Source organism: Bacillus sp. CIS52, assembly GCF_053545315.1.
On record NZ_JBIUFR010000001.1, the window covers coordinates 1294638 to 1311451 of the forward strand.

Annotated in this window: 18 protein-coding genes; 14 read left to right on the forward strand and 4 right to left on the reverse strand. The window is 48.5% G+C overall.

Annotated features, from left to right (window positions below; genetic code table 11):
• Positions 1 to 22: 22 nt before the first annotated feature.
• A complete protein-coding gene (locus ACH32G_RS06165; RefSeq protein ID WP_016937529.1) occupies positions 23 to 952 on the reverse strand; it encodes a helix-turn-helix transcriptional regulator in 930 nt (309 codons plus the stop codon).
• A 350-nt stretch (positions 953 to 1302) separates the two neighbouring features.
• Here ACH32G_RS06165 and ACH32G_RS06170 point away from each other — a divergent pair, with 350 nt between their 5' ends.
• On the forward strand, positions 1303 to 2304 hold the full coding sequence (locus ACH32G_RS06170) for an LLM class flavin-dependent oxidoreductase (protein ID WP_095241160.1): 1002 nt from the start codon (positions 1303 to 1305) through the stop codon (positions 2302 to 2304).
• 41 nt (positions 2305 to 2345) lie between these two features.
• Here the strand turns inward: ACH32G_RS06170 and ACH32G_RS06175 are convergent, their stop codons facing one another.
• On the reverse strand, positions 2346 to 4757 hold the full coding sequence (locus tag ACH32G_RS06175; protein WP_448814114.1) for a S8 family peptidase: 2412 nt from the start codon (positions 4755 to 4757) through the stop codon (positions 2346 to 2348).
• Between the two features lie 523 nt (positions 4758 to 5280).
• Here ACH32G_RS06175 and ACH32G_RS06180 point away from each other — a divergent pair.
• From ACH32G_RS06180 to ACH32G_RS06200, 5 genes are all read left to right on the forward strand, one after another.
• The gene (locus tag ACH32G_RS06180) at positions 5281 to 5595 is read left to right on the forward strand and encodes a hypothetical protein (RefSeq protein WP_448814115.1); all 315 of its coding nucleotides are present in this window, start codon (positions 5281 to 5283) and stop codon (positions 5593 to 5595) included.
• 23 nt (positions 5596 to 5618) lie between these two features.
• A complete protein-coding gene (locus ACH32G_RS06185; protein WP_375004676.1) occupies positions 5619 to 6449 on the forward strand; it encodes a PRD domain-containing protein in 831 nt (276 codons plus the stop codon).
• Positions 6450 to 6666: 217 nt separating this feature from the next.
• Complete coding sequence (locus ACH32G_RS06190) at positions 6667 to 8049, forward strand: sucrose-specific PTS transporter subunit IIBC (RefSeq protein WP_188154305.1); 1383 nt, start codon at positions 6667 to 6669, stop codon at positions 8047 to 8049.
• Complete coding sequence (locus ACH32G_RS06195) at positions 8046 to 9485, forward strand: sucrose-6-phosphate hydrolase (RefSeq protein ID WP_047475921.1); 1440 nt, start codon at positions 8046 to 8048, stop codon at positions 9483 to 9485. Before ACH32G_RS06190 ends, ACH32G_RS06195 begins: the two co-directional genes overlap by 4 nt.
• A gap of 115 nt (positions 9486 to 9600) precedes the next feature.
• Positions 9601 to 9825 (forward strand): hypothetical protein, encoded by a 225-nt coding sequence (locus tag ACH32G_RS06200; protein ID WP_045925788.1) that lies wholly within the window; start codon positions 9601 to 9603, stop codon positions 9823 to 9825.
• Positions 9826 to 9855: 30 nt separating this feature from the next.
• Here ACH32G_RS06200 and ACH32G_RS06205 read toward each other — a convergent pair whose 3' ends face one another.
• Positions 9856 to 10668, reverse strand: coding sequence for a bifunctional hydroxymethylpyrimidine kinase/phosphomethylpyrimidine kinase (locus ACH32G_RS06205; protein WP_045925768.1), 813 nt, complete (start codon positions 10666 to 10668; stop codon positions 9856 to 9858).
• A gap of 149 nt (positions 10669 to 10817) precedes the next feature.
• Here ACH32G_RS06205 and ACH32G_RS06210 point away from each other — a divergent pair, with 149 nt between their 5' ends.
• From ACH32G_RS06210 to ACH32G_RS06245, 8 genes are all read left to right on the forward strand, one after another.
• On the forward strand, positions 10818 to 11156 hold the full coding sequence (locus ACH32G_RS06210) for a PadR family transcriptional regulator (RefSeq protein WP_047475920.1): 339 nt from the start codon (positions 10818 to 10820) through the stop codon (positions 11154 to 11156).
• Positions 11149 to 11784 carry a permease prefix domain 1-containing protein gene (locus ACH32G_RS06215; protein ID WP_448814116.1) on the forward strand — a complete coding sequence of 212 codons (636 nt, stop codon included), beginning with the start codon at positions 11149 to 11151 and terminating at the stop codon, positions 11782 to 11784. Before ACH32G_RS06210 ends, ACH32G_RS06215 begins: the two co-directional genes overlap by 8 nt.
• 44 nt (positions 11785 to 11828) lie before the next feature.
• Positions 11829 to 12356 carry a hypothetical protein gene (locus ACH32G_RS06220; protein WP_198698208.1) on the forward strand — a complete coding sequence of 176 codons (528 nt, stop codon included), beginning with the start codon at positions 11829 to 11831 and terminating at the stop codon, positions 12354 to 12356.
• An 84-nt stretch (positions 12357 to 12440) separates the two neighbouring features.
• Entirely contained in the window at positions 12441 to 13247 is an 807-nt protein-coding gene (locus ACH32G_RS06225) for a glycosyltransferase family 2 protein (RefSeq protein WP_049627609.1), read from the forward strand.
• A 14-nt stretch (positions 13248 to 13261) separates the two neighbouring features.
• Complete coding sequence (locus ACH32G_RS06230; protein ID WP_016937539.1) at positions 13262 to 13945, forward strand: uracil-DNA glycosylase; 684 nt, start codon at positions 13262 to 13264, stop codon at positions 13943 to 13945.
• A 58-nt stretch (positions 13946 to 14003) separates the two neighbouring features.
• A complete protein-coding gene (locus tag ACH32G_RS06235) occupies positions 14004 to 14426 on the forward strand; it encodes a YwdI family protein (RefSeq protein ID WP_029575290.1) in 423 nt (140 codons plus the stop codon).
• An 18-nt stretch (positions 14427 to 14444) separates the two neighbouring features.
• Positions 14445 to 15764: a purine/pyrimidine permease gene (locus ACH32G_RS06240; RefSeq protein ID WP_448814117.1), complete on the forward strand. Its 1320-nt coding sequence runs from the start codon at positions 14445 to 14447 to the stop codon at positions 15762 to 15764.
• 62 nt (positions 15765 to 15826) lie between these two features.
• Complete coding sequence (locus tag ACH32G_RS06245; RefSeq protein WP_003150969.1) at positions 15827 to 16198, forward strand: DUF423 domain-containing protein; 372 nt, start codon at positions 15827 to 15829, stop codon at positions 16196 to 16198.
• Between the two features lie 46 nt (positions 16199 to 16244).
• Here the strand turns inward: ACH32G_RS06245 and gerQ are convergent, their stop codons facing one another.
• A complete protein-coding gene (gene gerQ, locus ACH32G_RS06250) occupies positions 16245 to 16787 on the reverse strand; it encodes a spore coat protein GerQ (RefSeq protein ID WP_060963983.1) in 543 nt (180 codons plus the stop codon).
• Positions 16788 to 16814: the final 27 nt, after the last annotated feature.

A 16814-nucleotide genomic window follows, 5' to 3' on the forward strand; every position in this document is an offset into this window, starting at 1 on the left:
AACCTGACAGCATCGTGTCCAGTTACCTCAAATATTTTTCGGCCATTCTGGCAGTGCGGTTTTTCATTTCAAGTCTGACAGATGCCGGCTCAATGACTTCCAGTAAATCTCCAAAGGAAAGTAGATAGTGATAAAGCCATTCACCGGGAGGAATCTCTGAAGTGACCCGGAAAGACCCGTCTTCCAGTTTTAAAATGTCCTCTTCTTTAAACTCATCCACGATTCGATAGGCTCCCGCTTGGTCTATTTTTAATACCAGAGGGATTCTCTGCGGTTTTTTAACCGATTCTTCTGCAGAAGAAGTCACGGAAGGCTCCGACCAGCCATGCTGAAGGTGAAGTCCCATCTCCTCTCCGTTTAAAAGTCGAACATTCGACATTCTGTTAATTTTAAAGGTTCTTAAAGCGTTTTTTTCGAAACTGAAGGCTTCAATGTACCACGCTCTATCTTTAAAAAGCAGTTTCATTGGCGCGGCTCTCCGGCTTTTTTGTTCTCCGGCAGCACTCAAATAGGTAAATGAAATCAATTTCTGCTCCAAGATTGCCTGTTTCAGAAGTACAAACAGCTCTTTTTGTTTTTGCCCGCTTCCCCATGAGGAAAAATCCACTTCAATCCAGTTGATGCTGTTTTTCCTGAAAAGGCTGCTCAATTTCTCAAAAATCGCATTGGAATCAGGGTATTGGGCAGCGGCTAAGCTTTGGAGAGCAAAAAGGATCTCATCCTGCTCCTTGTCGGTAAGCATAGATTTGTTCAGAACAAACCTGTCGGAAAGGGAAATGCCGCCCCCTTTCCCTTGTACGGTATAAATCGGAATTCCAGCTTGGCTTAAAGCCTCAACATCCCTATAGATCGTTCTGACAGACACCTCAAATCGCTCAGCCAGCTCTGGTGCCGTAACGGTTCCATTTTCCAATAAAATATAAATCACTTGAAATAATCTGCTGATTTGCATCCACTCACCTCTGGGTTTTTAGTATATCCATTAAAACTTGACAACAAGATGTCAGGTTAAGATAATTTCTTAAAATCTCCCTCTTTGTAAATGTTAACATGGCTGAAGTTCCGGGCCACTCGTCTACGGACACACAGCCAGCATGCCGATATCGCTTGTAATGGAAACAAAAGAAGCAATCAGGTGGTATTGCAGTATTCCTAGAGGTTAAAGATAAAGGCAGTCCGTTTGGCATTTGTGAGGTCGCGAGGAAGCTAAATCATCGTAATAACAAACCAAGATGACGAAGAAAGTCGCCAGACTTCATATGATCGGCTTAGCAGTGGTACGATGTTGAGGAGGTGACAGTGATGATTTCATTAAGTATATTAGACCAATCTCCTGTATCAGAAGGGAGTACTGCAGAGAGTGCACTGCGGGATACAGTGAGGCTCGCGCAGGAGGCGGAGAAACTCGGATATAAGAGGTTTTGGGTGTCAGAGCATCATTTTTCAGAGCGGTTGGCGGGTTCAAGCCCTGAAGTGCTGATCAGTCATATTGCGGCGAAAACGAACAGAATCCGTGTAGGCTCGGGCGGTGTCATGCTTCCGCATTACAGCGCATATAAGGTGGCGGAGAATTTCCGCGTGCTTGAAGGTTTGACGCCGGACAGAATCGATCTCGGATTGGGACGGGCGCCGGGCGGAATGCCGATCGCGTCATGGGCGCTGAATGACGGCGGGAAGCGGAATGCTGATCAATACCCGCAGCAGATTCGTGAGCTGGCGATGTATTTGCATGATGCTGCCGACGAAAATCACCGTTTTCCGAATCTGACGGCATCACCACTCATTAAGACGGCGCCGGAAGTCTGGCTTCTCGGTTCTTCGGGGGAAAGCGCGCTTCTGAGCGCAGAAACGGGAGCGGGCTATATGTTTGCCCATTTTATTAATGGAGAAGGCGGAGAAAGTACGACGGCACAATATAAGCGCCGATTTAAACCTTCTGTATTAGGAAAAGAACCAAAAACGGCCGTGGCGGTATTTGTACTGTGCGCGGACACTGAAGAGAAAGCGGAGGAACTCGCGGCCGTCATGGATTATACGCTTCTTGCGGGTGAACAGGGGATTCCGCTTCACGGCGTACCGTCTTACGAAACCATCTGCGGCAATACGTATACACCGTATGAACAAAGACGAATTGCCGATAATCGGAATCGAATGATCATCGGAACAAAGCAGCAAGTGAAAGAACAGATTCTGGCTCTCAGTAAAGCATACGGAACGGAAGAAGTGATGGCTGTGACCATTACTCATCATTTTGAAGATAGACTTCAGTCGTACCGGCTGCTTCGCGAAGCCTTCGCCGAATGATCAGAAAGAAACCCTGCTGATGCTTCAGCAGGGTTGTTTGGTTATTCAATGATAAAAGGTTTTTCAGTCAGCACCTGGCTTGATTTCCCTTTGTTCGCGGCATAGGCCAGCATGTAATATTCTCCTGCCGGCAGTGCGGTGTCACCATTAACTTTGCCGTTCCAGTCGAAATATTGATAGCCTTTATCCTGTTTTTTGTAAATGCCGGCTTGGCCGACAAAGTCAAGATTGCTGTCATATACAAGGAAGGCAAGCTCTTCGGCTCCCGCCGGAAGATAGGTTTCAATTTGGTAGGTTCCCTGTGTTGTGCCGTCCTGCACGTCGATTGATGTCACGCGAGGGTAGTCCGGCTCTTTTACAATCAGCAGCGTCGGCACTTTCGCGACTGTTTTTCCGCCTTCACGCACTGTGACTGTTCCCTCATAGGTGCCTGCCTTTACTTTTTTGGCATTGACCTTTACCTTCGCATTGACTTTTCCGGTTTGATGAGCAGGGATCACGACCCGGTCTGTGCCCGAAACTGTAATGCCCGTGCCGTTGAAAGAGTACTCGAGCTGATATGATTTTCTGATGGACGATTGGTTTTCAATCGTAAAGGTTTCTTTTTTCGTTTCGTTGCCTTTGTCTTTCATAAACGTTCCGTAAGAATAACTTCCCGGGGCGACAAGGGAGTCTGCTTTAATTGCCTTCATGATTCTGATGCTTCCGGCACCTTGCGCATTATGCGGGTATACATCACCGTCCGCGTCCGTTAAGGTTTCTGCCGTATTCATGAGAGCGGCTTTTATTTGTTCCGGACTCCATTTCGGTTTGGCCTGCTTGATGACGGCAGCTGCGCCGGCTACGTGTGGGGAGGCCATGCTCGTTCCCTGCTTCGATCCGTAGCCGTACGGGTTGGCCGGATCATGCGTCGGAATGGTGCTGACGATGTTTACGCCGGGAGCCGAGACATCCGGTTTAATCATCCATGTGTCCATAACAGGACCGCGAGACGAGAAGTCTGCCATTTGTTCAGTGAGCGATTTAGCCACCGATAAATGGAATGTCGCTTTTGTGCTGCCCGCTTTTAATTGGCTGACGAGCTTTTCGCCGTCTTCTGATGAAAGCTTAATGGTCGGCACGGACATGCCCGGTACGTTGGCTTCAATTTCTCCCGGGGCATTGTTATACACAACCATACCGATCGCGCCCGCTTTTTTGGCGTTGTCAGCTTTATCCACAAAGGCGATGCTGCCCCGTTTGACGACTGCGACTTTTCCTTTCAGATCTTTGCCTTCAAAATCCTTTTGCTCGCCGATACCCGCTTCTATGAGCTCTGTTTCTTTTTTATTCAGTGCTTTTATGTCATCTTCTTTGTTATAGCCCATCACTTTCGCTGAGGAATAAGAACCGAAGGAGACGGCGTATTCATTCAGCGGCAGCTGTGTCGCTCCGACGGAGATGGCTTCTCTGGACGTTCCCGGAGAGCCGACGGTCCAATTGTTCGGCCCGCTGTTTCCGTTTGATGTAACGGCCGTGACGCCTTCTGACATCGCCCAGTCAAGCGCCGTGCTTGTCGCCCAGTCCGGGTTATTCACAGAATTGCCGAGTGAGAGGTTCATGACATTCGCTCCGTCCTGTACGGCGCGTTCGATACCGGCGATGACGTTCTCAGTTGTTCCGCTTCCGCCGGGACCGAGCACACGGTAGGCAAGGAGCGTTGCATCAGGCGCGACGCCTTTAATCGTTCCGTTTGCGGCTACTGTGCCAGCGACGTGAGTTCCGTGGTCAGTCGCCGCGCCTCTTGGATCACCGGACGGCGTTTCTTCAGGATCGTAATCGTTATCCACAAAATCATATCCTTTATATTGTCCGAAATTTTTCTTTAAGTCAGGGTGTTTATATTCGACGCCCGTATCAATAATGGCAACTTTGACGCCTTTACCCGTATAGCCGAGCTTCCACGCGTCATTTGCCCCGATATAAGGCGCGCTGTCATCCATCTGCGGAGACACGGCATCTTTAGCAAGGGGGATGTCTTTATCTGTCAGCTGATCAGTATGATAGGTGACATTCGGATAAACCGCTTTGACATCCTGATCACTCAGCAGTTTCGGGATTTCATTGGCCGGGAGTTTCATGGAGAAACCGGAAAACACTTGCTCATATTCCCTGTTGATCTTTCCGTGTTTAATGGTTTTGAGCGCTTTGTTTTTTACTTTTGCGCGTTCGCTTTTCAGCTTGCTTTTTGATTGTGTTTTACCGAGTTCCTTTGCTTCCGCCAGTGACTTTTCCTTCAGCTCCACGATGACCGTCGTTTGTTTGCCGGTGGTCATATCAATGTTACCGAACACCTCTGCCTTCTCAAGATCAGGTGCCTGAGATTTTGAAGCCGGCGCCGCCTGTGAACTTGTGGATAAGGTAAAGGATAAGACAAAAGCCGGAAGAAGATAACGGATGATTCCTTTTTTCAATCGTGTTGCCCCCTTTTTCTTTATCTAAATTAGAAATCTAGTATATATTTCTCGAAAATTCAAAATATTCCTTGTGACATAGGACTCATTTCTGGAAATTGGTCTGTGAATAAGGAGGGAGTTATACACAGAATCCTGTGCATAACTGAATAAATTTGTGTATATATATTGTTGGGAACGAATGTTCCTATACAAAATATAGATCGTGTTTGTGGATATGTGGATATCACTTGTGTTTAAGCTGTGCTTAACCAAGGGATAAAGTGTGTATAACTTTTTTAATCGCTTCTCCATTTTTCAGGTCATTTCCATCAGCTTTCAACAAAACTTCTGAAAACTAGTTTGTTTTTTCACTCATATTGTGACAAACAATTCGCCCGGCCGCGTCTATCATAGAGTCATAGGGTTGCTAGACCCGCTAGTTTTTAGCGGAGAAGGATCGGCCGCCTTTTCCGTTAAAGCGGAGAGAAAACAGGCCTGCGAACAAGCTGTCTGTCAAAAAGAAGCGGAGGGATGATTTGCAATGAAACGTTTGCTGGTATCTTTACGGGTGTGGATGGTCTTTCTGATGAACTGGATGGCGCCGGATAACGGAAGATATCAATTAGCCGCTGTGTACGGGAACCAAGCTGTCTATCATAAGAAAGCGATACGGACGGCTGGGGCATTTTCGTTTGTGAGCCGAGTCCGATCGGCGGATCTGATCGATGAGACGAAATCGGCCTGCGGCAGGCTGGATAAAAACCGGTGGGTGCCGATCCGCAAAGAATTGCCGAAACGGGAGCGCGCAGGTCCGGTGCCTTTACATCATATGAAAAAGAGGGTACAATCCCACTAAACATATGAACGGGAGCGAACCTCTTGAGAATAGACAAAGTATTAAATAACAATGCGGCGTTAATAAAAGAAGACGGACGGGAAAAGATCGTAATGGGTCCCGGAATCGCTTTTCAAAAGAGAAAAAATGATGTGATTCAAAAGCATAAAATTGAAAAAATATTTGTCGTGCACGACGAAAATGAAAAGTTCAAACAAGTGTTAGAAACGCTTCCCGAAGAGCATATAGAAGCGGCTGAGGATATCATCAGCCATGCGGAGGGAGAGCTTGCGGCGCCTTTGAGCGATCATATCCACATTGCGCTGGCGGACCATTTATCCTTTGCGATCGAAAGGATTCAAAACGGCTTTCAGGTGCATAACCGATTGCTTCATGAAATTAAGGCGCTCTATAAAAAAGAATATGAAATCGGCCGTTGGGCGGTCGAACACGTGAAACGAACCCTCGGTATATCATTGCCTGACGATGAGGCGGGGTATATCGCGCTTCATATCCACACTGCCAAGGCGGATGCCAAAAGCATGTATTCGGCGATGAAGCATACAACCATGATCAAAGAAATGATCGAAAAGATCGAATCCTTTTTTGAACAGAAGGTTGATGAAGACAGTATTTCCTATCAGCGCCTCGTCACGCACTTGCGGTATGCGGTCAGCCGGTTGGATTCAAATGAAGCTCTTCACTCCATGGACGAGGAGATGCTTTATTTCATCCAAAAAAAGTATCCGTTTGCTTATCGGTGTGCGCTTGAACTGGCGGCGTTTTTAAAAAATGAATATGATTTGGAACTGCCGGAATCCGAGGCCGGCTATATTACGCTGCATGTCCAGCGTCTTCAAAAAACCCCGGAATAACGTGTCTGTTTGGAGAAACAGACTTTTTTTTGAAAATATATTGACGAAAGCGCTGTCATGAAATAAAATGATAGCGCATTATAAAACTGAATCAGGCGGGATTGTGACTGGTTATGCAGGCAAGACCTAAAATTTGCGTACATGAAAAAGGGATCATGCTTACCTTTTTCGTTGGCGAATTTTAGGTCTTTTTTGATTTTGGAAAGGGGGAAACGTATTGGATTATCAAAAAACGGCAAAACAGCTTATCAACCATATCGGAGGGGAATCAAACGTCATCAGCGCGACACATTGCGCGACGCGGCTCAGGCTTGTCATTCAGGATGAACAGAAGATCAGCCGGGCCGGCATTGAAGAAATAGAAGGCGTAAAAGGAGCTTTCAGCAGCTCGGGACAATATCAGATTATATTCGGCACCGGCCTCGTGAATAAAGTGTATGACGCTTTTTCAAAAGAAGCCGATTTGGAGCGGGAAGATCGCGAGACCCATCAGGACGCAGCGAAAAAAAAGCTGAACCCGGCCGCAAGATTGGCGAAAACACTGTCTAACATATTCGTTCCCATCATTCCGGCTATCGTGGCAAGCGGTCTGTTAATGGGACTGCTCGGCATGATGAAGGCCTTTCATTGGGTGTCTGAACAATCTCCGCTGTTTATTCTTCTCAACATGTTTTCAAGCGCGGCTTTTCTCTTTCTGCCTATATTCATCGGGTTCAGCGCTGCAAAGGAATTTGGCGGAAATCCCTATCTCGGGGCGGTGCTCGGCGGAATTATGATTCATCCGGCGCTTTTGAATCCGTGGGGGCTTGCGGATTCAGCGCCTGATTTTATGGAACTCTTCGGCTTCCACATTGCGCTTCTCGGCTACCAAGGAACGGTCATCCCCGTACTGTTAGCCGTTTATATTATGAGCAAGGTGGAAAAAGGCACGAGGAAAATCGTGCCTCACGCTTTAGATTTATTGATCACGCCGTTTGTCACGGTGATGGTGACCGGATTTATCACCTTTATCGCAATCGGTCCGCTTGGCAGGGCGATCGGATCAGGCATTACCGTCTCGCTGATGTATGTGTATGATCATGCGGGCATTGTTGCAGGACTTCTTTTCGGAGGGGCTTACCCGCTTATTGTGCTTACCGGTGTGCATCACAGCTTTCATGCGATTGAGGCCGGCCTCATCGCTGATTTGGGCAGAAACTATATCCTTCCGATCTGGTCAATGGCGAATGTCGCCCAGGGCGCGGCGGGACTGGCAGTATTTTTCCTGACGAAAAAAGTGAAAATGAAAGAAATCGCTCTGCCTGCCGCGTTTTCCGCTTTTCTCGGCGTAACCGAGCCCGTCATTTTCGGAGTGAACCTAAGATACCGCAAGCCGTTTATCGCGGGAATGATCGGCGGAGCGCTGGGAGGCGCCTATGTCGTGGTGACCGGTGTCGCCGCCAATGCCTACGGTCTGAGCGGAATTCCGATGATTGCCATCACAGCACCGCTCGGTTTAGGAAATCTCATAAACTATCTGATTGGAATGGGCATCGCCTCTGTGACGGCGTTTATTGCCGCTTACATTATGGGAGCTAAAGAAAAGGAGGCCGCCAAATGAGTACACTGGATCAAGAGCTGCGCATGCAGGCTGAGGAAGCAAAAAAGAAGCGCCGAGAAACCGCTGCATCAGATCCGTATCGCCAGAACTATCATATTATGCCGCCGGTCGGGCTTTTAAATGATCCGAACGGCGTGATTCAATGGCACGGCGAGTATCACTTGTTTTTTCAATGGCAGCCATTTCATACGGGGCATGGCGCGAAATTTTGGGCGCATGTGACGACGAAGGATTTTGTTGAGTGGAAAGAGGAAGAAATCGCGCTTGCGCCGGGCGAATGGTATGACAAGAACGGCTGTTATTCCGGAAGCGCCATTGAAAAAGACGGCCGGCTCTGCCTGTTGTACACAGGCAATGTCCGTGACGGAGAAGGCAATCGTGAAACATATCAATGCCTCGCTGTATCCGAAGACGGAAAAATGTTTGAAAAAAAAGGAGTCGTTGCGCGTCTCCCGGAAGGCTATACCGCTCATTTCCGTGATCCGAAGGTTTGGAAGAAGGACGGGACGTATTACATGGTGCTCGGCGCGCAGACAGAAAATCTCACCGGAAGCGCTGTGCTGTTCACATCAGAGAACTTGACGGATTGGACGTTTCTCGGTGCGATTGCGGGGGCGGATTTCGGCGGTCTCGGGTCATTCGGCTATATGTGGGAATGCCCGGACTTGTTTTCTTTGGACGGAACCGACGTGCTGCTCGTATGTCCGCAGGGGCTTGAAGCTGACGGGATAAAATATCATAACAGCCATCAGGCGGGCTATTTCCTCGGCAGACTGGATACAGAGCCGCTTGAGTTTAAGCACGGTGAATTCACGGAGCTTGACAGGGGATTTGATTTTTACGCGGCGCAGACGCTGGAAGACGATAAGGGACGGAGGATTCTGTTCGCGTGGATGGGTGTCCCCGATCAGCAGGAGGACAAACATCCGACACATGCGTATCACTGGGTTCACTGCTTGACGATGCCGAGAGAGCTTTCACTGTCAAACGGCAGAATCATACAGCGTCCGCTTCAGGAAATGAAATTACGCCGCACGGATGAGCAAAAGCGCCGTCTTCAATTGAATCGTTCTTCAGAAACCCTAACGGTGAAAGAGGCGTCCCGGGCTGAAGTGCTGCTGGAAGACATGACTCATGAATCGGGTTTTGAAATCTCTATTCGGGGCGCGGCCCGGTTTATATTTCATCAGGAAGAGGGGCTTGCCGTGCTGGAGCGCACTGCTTTCAGCGGAGAAGAAAAAGAAACGAGAAGCTGTGCCATCAGTGAAGTGCGTTCCGTCCAGCTCTTTTTGGATGCATCCTCCATCGAATTGTTTTTAAATGACGGAGAAGAGGTATTCAGCGCCAGATATTTTCCTTTCCCGGGAAATGATGAGGTAACGGTTACATCGAGAGGAAGAACGGAAATAACTGCCTCTATTTGGACACTTTTGTAGAAAATCGTTCTTTTTTCTTATGTGAAACCTATGCCATCTGTGCTAATCTTCAAACGAAAGACTACTATTTTCAGGAATAAAAGGAGTTGTTTTCTCAGTTTTGAAAAATCAGAAGATGACGCCGAAATGTTTACTTATCAAAGCCGCAGAGCAAGTGGAAGATAAGCGGGAAGAATATAAAGAAGTATTGCTTCAGCTGAAACGCATGCTCAAGAGAGCCGAGCCGCACAACGAATGGAGTGATCGGCTGAGCCATACATATGAACAGATGAAGGAATATGCGCTGTTTGTGCAATCGATTGAGATGTTTTTACGTTCATCCGCGAAAAAAATGAAATAATCCCCCTCGGTGATGAGGGGGATATTTATTTTATTTTCCGCTAAGACGCATCGCCGAATGTTTAGTCGGACCGATGTATTGGTTCAGCGGGAAGGACTCTTTGATGGCAGCGGTGATAAATTCTTTTGCCGCGTAGATGGCTTCCTTCACTTCAGCGCCTTTGGCCAATTCTGCCGTAACGGCGGCGGAGAATGTGCATCCGGCTCCGTGCGTGTAAGGTGTATCAATCATTTCGCTTTCTAATACTTCCGCGGTTTCCCCGTCATACAGCACGTCGACCGCTTTTTCATGTTTCAGCTTGCCTCCGCCTGTAATTAATACATATTTCGCGCCGAGTTCGTGAATTTTCTTGGCCGCTTCTTTCATGTCTTCCACCGTTTTTAATTCATCCATGCCGCTCAGCTGGCTTGCTTCGAACAGGTTTGGCGTGATGACGGTTGCCAGCGGGGCCAATTGGGTGCGCAGCGCTTCGGCGTGCTCCGGATACAGCACTTCGTTCGCTCCTTTGCAGACCATGACCGGATCGATAACGACATTTTTCAGCTGTTTTTCTTTAATCGTTTTCGCCGCAAGCTCAATGATCTCCACGGTAGGAAGCATGCCTGTTTTCATGGCGTCTACGCCGATTCCGTCAACGATCGTCGCAAGCTGTGCGCGGATCGTGCCGGCATCGATCGGAAATACTTGATGATCCCAGCTGTTTTCCGGGTCCATCGCTACGATAACGGTCAAAGCCGTCATTCCGTATACGTTTTTTTCTTGAAATGTTTTTAAATCGGCCTGAATTCCCGCGCCGCCGCTGGAATCAGAACCGGCAATAGTAAGTGCTTTGTGCATTGACATATCAATGGCCTCCATCAGTGTTTTATACCTCATTATAGTTAGATTTTCTCCCGATCACAATACGAAAGGCTTAGAGGAATGATTTGACAGCAGCAGGGGATGTGCGTACAATACCTACATAAGATTACTAGGTAAGGGTGAAAAAATAAATGTTCAACAGGGAGCTTGTAAAGGGAAGCACGGTCATCCTCGTGCTGACGCTGCTGAATGAACGGCCGATGTACGGGTATGAACTTGTGAAAGAAATGGAGAGAAGGAGCGGGAATGAACTGCAATTGAAGGAAGGTACGCTGTATCCTTCGCTTCATAAGCTTGAACGCCAAAGCTATATCTCTTCTTATTGGGAAAAGCAGACTAAAGGACCGGACCGGAAATATTACCGGATCACCGATGAAGGAAGAAATATTCTTGCCGAACGGACGAAGGAATGGAGTCTGTTTTCTGCTCTGATGGACCGTATGCTGAAGCGGGGCGGGCAGAATGGATAAAGACCTTTATGTACAGGAAATCAAAAAAGGGCTTGAAGGCCAGACCGGGAGCCGTGAATTGTTAAAAGAACTTGAGAGCCATATTCATCATAGCTTTTGTGATCACCTGGAAAAAGGCAAAACCGAAAGCGAAGCGATGGAGCTTATTTTGCGGGAAGTAGGGACTCCGTCTGAAATTATCTCTGCTTTTCAAAAAGCTTCAGCAGTACCCGCTCGGACTTTCATGCTTTTTCATCTGTTCTGCAACTGCGGTCTTTTTGTGATGGGAGCAGTGATTACAATGCTGCACGCGTGGAGGCTTCATCCGGCTGTTGACGCGCTTTGGAAAGGGATTTCCGTGTCAGTATGGCTGATCATGATCGGTTATGTGCTGTATTGGTTCCAAATCGGCTACCAGGCTGGTAAAGAGTTCGGGCTCGGCGGCAAAAAGCTCACTGAACGGACGGTATGGGCATCAATGGTGCCGAATTTATGTTTTATGTTCATCTTTTTATTCAACCTCGTTCCGGCGGAGCTGTTTCCTTCGGCGGTCACACCGGGCTTTGCGGCAGTATGCGCTATTGTGACGGTCTGTTTTCCGTTTTGCGGAAAATTGGGTTTTTACGCAGGCAGGCAGAGACTTGCCTGATTTTTTTCACTATATACATAGAATTTCTATATAGGAGTGATGAAATGAGACTGGGTTCGTGGATATACGGCGCGTGTGCACAAATAGCCGTTACCGTATTTACCGTTTTCAGCTTGCTTCTCGTATTGCCTGTTGTGAGTCTTTTTATTATGGTAATGAACACGCTGCAAGACGCTTTTTTTGCTGTTTTCGGGATTTTGTTCCTTCTCTTATTTTATGCGCTGGGGTGGCTTTGGGCTGTTTCATTTGCACGGGAGTGGAAAGTGAAACTTTTTGAGCTGCAGATCAGTTCTCTCATTCCGCTGGCTGGGGTATTATACTTGTACATTGACAGCGGGGTGAGTATACCGGAACTGATTCATGACTGGCAGGAGGAGGGATGCGCGCTTGTCCCGCCGGCTTTTGTCTGTTTGTGCACGTGCTATGCGATGGTGTTGGTGCCTGTTTATCAATCAAAACTTTGGAATGTCATGGAGGCGGGCAGACTTAATGCCAAGGCGGTTTGCGCTGTTTGGGGAGATCTTCTGATCATTCTGGTTTTGCTGGCGGGCATGACCATGATTTGTTTCTGAATGGGCTGAAATCAAAAATCCCCCCTGATCTCTCCGCCGCTTTATGTTTTAATAGAACATGAGAAAAAGCAGAAGGAGCGGATCATGAATATATCAATTGTCATAGTCACGTATAATCGGATTCCGGCTTTATGTGAGCTGCTGGAGTCGATTTCCAGGCAGACCGTAAAGCCTTATGAAGTAATCATCGTAAATGATGCCGGGGAATCAGTCGAGGAGGCGAAGAAGCTGTACAGCGATCTGCCGATTCAGATTATTGATTTAGAACAGAATGCCGGACATGTGGAAGCGCGGAACGCCGGTGTGAAAAAAGCGTCAGGTGATTGTATCATGCTGTGCGATGATGATGATTTCATTACGCCTGGCCATTTGGAAAGAATGGCGGCTGAGCTCGCTGATGCTGACTTGGTTCATTCTGATGCAGAAATTGTGTCATTTGAAGAACGGGACAACACGAGATTTCCGGTTTCACGAAAGCCATTCGCCTATACGGCCGATTATGAGGATATGCGGGTGTTTTCCACGTATGTCCCGTCAGGCAGCATGTACAGGCGTTCTCTGCATGACACGTTAGGATATTTTGATCCGGATGTCCATAATTACTGGGACTGGGATTTTTATTTACGCGCTGCGAAACAGCACCGTGTGAAGCGTGTTCCTTGCGCGAGCGTCATATATGCGTTTTTTGAGGGAGGCGGCAATCAGTCTGCGGACCTCGGCGCAAAACGGAAGCAGTACTTAGACCGGCTAAGCGAAAAGCACGGGCTTGGGGAGCTCCCGACGAAAAATTTCGCGGTTCTTCTTGAAGAGCCGGACATGAAGAGGCGGGAGGCGCCGACGGACATTGTGTGGGACGGAAAGCCCGTCTATTCAAGACTGCACACTTCATAAGGGGGACGGACAGTTTGAAACAGCTTTTAAAGGACAGCTGGTGGAATCAGCTGAAAGATGAATTCGACAAACCGTATTATCAAGAGCTGAGAGAGATGCTGAAACAAGAATACCGCAGCCAAACGGTGTATCCTGACAGCCATGATATTTTTAATGCCTTGCATTATACGTCCTATGAGGATGTAAAAGCGGTCATTCTCGGGCAGGATCCGTATCACGGGCCCGGACAGGCGCACGGGCTTAGTTTTTCCGTTCAGCCCGGCGTCAGACAGCCGCCGTCTTTGAAAAATATTTTCATAGAGCTTCAGGATGATATCGGCTGCCCCGTACCGAATCACGGATCACTTGTCAGCTGGGCGGAGCAGGGAGTGCTTTTGTTAAACACAGTGCTTACGGTTCGCCGCGGTCAGGCCAATTCCCACAAAGGCAAGGGGTGGGAGCGGCTCACTGACCGCATCATTGATGTGGTGAATGAAAGAGAAAAGCCGATCGTCTTTATCCTGTGGGGGCGTCACGCACAGATGAAAAAAGAGCGCATTGACACATCGAAACACATTATTATCGAATCGACTCATCCGAGCCCGTTTTCGGCAAGGAACGGTTTTTTCGGGAGCAGACCGTTTTCCCGGACAAACGCCGCCCTTGAAAAAATGGGGGAACAGCCGATCGACTGGTGCATTCCCGACTTGCCGCAATAAATGGTGTTTTGAGGCGCTTCCGCCCGGCGGAAGCGTCTTTTTTGACGTTCCGGGCGGTATGTTGTCAGAAAAAATAACAAACTCAATTCTGCGATTGGTTCAGAAATTTGATAAAATGCAGGAAGAAGACAAATTACTGTTGGAGGATTTACTCATGAACATACATATCTCTGCTTTGATTCAGAAGATGGAAGAAGAACTGAGGCAGGCGAAAACGGCATCCCGCGCCGAGGATGTCAAAATGCACGCGGCCGCCATCCGCTCTTTGTGTGACGTCGTGCTCGGCACCCAGACGGATACCGCTCAGGCGCCTGTGCAGAATCCGATTCCGAAAGCGGTGCCGAAGCCTTCCGCGTCACCTTCGACAGACCCGCTTCTGCTTGAAAAAATGATGGGCAGCGCCGGGCTGAGCCAATATCAGAAAAAAGCGAAAGACGAACGTGAGGAAGACGGAAACGGAGATTCCATTTTCGATTTTTAACAGGAGAGGTTGATTGATTTGAAACTGATACTCGGGGGGTTGCAATGGACGGCATTCATGATTGCGGCTGCAATTGTGGTTCCTGTCGCCATCGCACAATCATTTCACTTGAACCATGCTGATTCTGCCGTATTGATTCAGAGCACATTTTTTGTGCTTGGCGTCGCTGCGGTCATCCAATGTCTTCAAGGCCATCGTCTGCCGATTAATGAAAGTCCGGCAGGCTTATGGTGGGGCGTATACACGATTTACGGCGGATTGACGGGCACGGTGTTTGCGACATTCGGCGAGACGCTGCGGGCGCTGCAGGGGGCGCTGTTATTAAGCGCTGTCTTTTTCTTTTTGTTCAGCCTTTTTAAAGTGATCGAACGGCTGGCCGTATTGTTTACACCGGTAGTGACGGGCGTGTATCTGCTGCTTTTGGTCATGCAGCTGAGTCAGCCGATTGTGAAAGGCCTTTTGGGCATCGGCTATTTAAAAAACAGCGTCGACGGTCTTGTCTTCGGGCTCGCCATGGTTGTGACGGCTGCGATGTTCATCATGTCCCGATCAAATGTTACTTTTTTAAGGCAGTATGCGATTCTTCTTTCGCTTGCCGGCGGATGGATCTTGTTTGCCGTCTTCGGCGCTGCCAGACCGATTCAAATACCGGACCGCATGATTCAGCTTCCGACACTCTTTCCGTTTGGAAAACCTGCGTTCGACAGCGGTCTGATCATTACGTCACTCTTCATTACAGTGCTTTTGATTGTCAATATGCTCGCGAGCATCAGAGTTGTTGAATCGGCTGTGAAAAAATTCGGCGGCACCGTGGGGAAGCGGCGTGAGCGGCCGGCCGGGTTTGCGGCCTCGATCAGCCACCTTCTAAGCGGACTTTCGGGAGGCATTGCGCCTGTGCCGATCTCAGGGGCGGCCGGTTTTATTGAGACGACGAAGCTTCCTTCGAAAAAGCCGTTTCTTTTGGGCAGTGTATTTGTCATCATCATCAGTATGATCCCATTATTTATGAATGCGTTTGCGAGTCTGCCCTCACCGGTCGGCTTTGCGGTAAACTTCGTCGTTTTCTCAACAATGGCGGGTCTTGCCTTTACAGAGTTTGATTCTTATGAGAAAGCGGAGCAAAAACGAATCCGTTCCATCATCGGTCTGGCGCTTCTGACGGGAGTCGGGGTGATGTTTGTTCCGGAGAGCGCATTATCAGGGATGCACCCGATCCTGATTTCGCTCTTAAGCAACGGCCTTGTGCTGGGGACGCTGCTGGCGATCGCGATTGACCGAACCCAGCTTATCAAAAGGAAAAAATCCGACAATCTCGTGTCATCGGAGGACGGACGTTGAATTTTGCCGATGTTGGGTTATGATTGAAATGGAAACTTTAACGAAAAGGCGGGAGAAAATAGATGAAAGTGTTTATTATTCTGGGCGCGATTAACGCCTTATTGGCAGTGGCGCTGGGCGCTTTCGGCGCACACGGGCTTGAAGGGAAAATCCCCGATAAATATCTGCAGGTATGGCACACAGGCGTGCAATATCATATGTATCACGCGCTCGGCCTTCTGGCTGTCGCCTTTTTGGCCGAGAAGCTCTCCGGCGCAGGCAGCGTGTCGGTTGCAGGCTGGCTGATGTTCGCGGGCATCGTTCTGTTTTCAGGAAGCCTGTACGTATTGAGCGTGACTCAGATTTCCATTCTCGGAGCGATTACACCGCTCGGCGGCGTGGCGTTTATTATTTCATGGATTATGATTATCGTCGCAGCCGTCAAATATTTATAAAGAAAAAAAGCCAATCCTCTGCCAAGTGAGCGATTGGCTTTTTGCTTTATCTCGGAGAATAGGAAGACATGGAGAACGGATAAGTATAAGCAATTTCTTCATCAAACGTGATGTAATCAAGGTAAATGGTCAAAAGCAGATAGCGGGTGCCCGTTTTCGGGTCGCTGATAATGATATGGTCACGCCCCGCCGCCTCAATCACACCGCGGAAAATCTTTGAATTCCATTCTTTGCTGTTTTCAAATGTCATATAAATCGTCGCTGTTTTGCCCCGGTTCAACCGCAGAATATTTTCAATGTATGATTCTTCAATCGGCAGCATGCCGGGAACGCTTTGTGATGATGATGGACCCGACGGGATTTGAAACCCGCCGCCCTGCTGCTGCGGCTGGCCGGAGAACCCTCCGCCGAAGCCCTGCTGGCTTTGCTGCATCGGCATTGGCATTTGCTGCTGCATCGGCATCATCTGTGATCCTTGGCCCTGAGGCTGCGGATAAGGATTAGGCCCGAGCTGCGGCTGGTATCCCTGCATATCCATTCCCATCCCCATCCCCTGCATTTGCTGATATTGATTCTTTTTCGGTTTCATATTGTTCCTCCTTTGATGAAAACCTCT